The sequence below is a fragment of the Nocardioides sp. R-C-SC26 genome, from assembly GCF_021246465.1.
Lineage (GTDB): Bacteria > Actinomycetota > Actinomycetes > Propionibacteriales > Nocardioidaceae > Nocardioides.
In genome coordinates this window covers 1-316 of record NZ_JAHRHK010000076.1, presented here as the reverse complement: position 1 = coordinate 316, position 316 = coordinate 1, and the positions used below count along the sequence as shown (strand labels likewise).

The window sequence follows — 316 nt, the reverse complement described above, 5'->3', positions numbered from 1 at the left end:
GCCACGCCGGCACCGGCGTAGGTGATCTTCGAGGTCGAGGCGAACATGATCGGCCGGTGCGGGTGGCCTGCGGCCGAGGCGAGGCTGAGGATGTCGGCGCTCTTGGCCTCGGCCTCGGTCAGGTGATGGAAGGCGTAGGCGTTGTCCCACAGGATCTTGAAATCCGGGGCCGCGGTCGGCATGGAGGCGAGCCGCTCGGCCACCTCGAGCGGGACCACCGACCCGGTCGGGTTGGCGTAGGTCGGCACGATCCACATGCCCTTGATGCTGGGGTCGTCCGCGACCAGTGCGGCGACGGCGTCGACGTCCGGGCCGT

The 316-nt window shown here is 70.3% G+C and carries 1 pseudogene; it reads right to left on the bottom strand.

Features of this window, described 5'->3' with window-relative positions:
• Positions 1-316, bottom strand: a pseudogene (locus KSO97_RS17495) (aminotransferase); the annotation flags it as partial.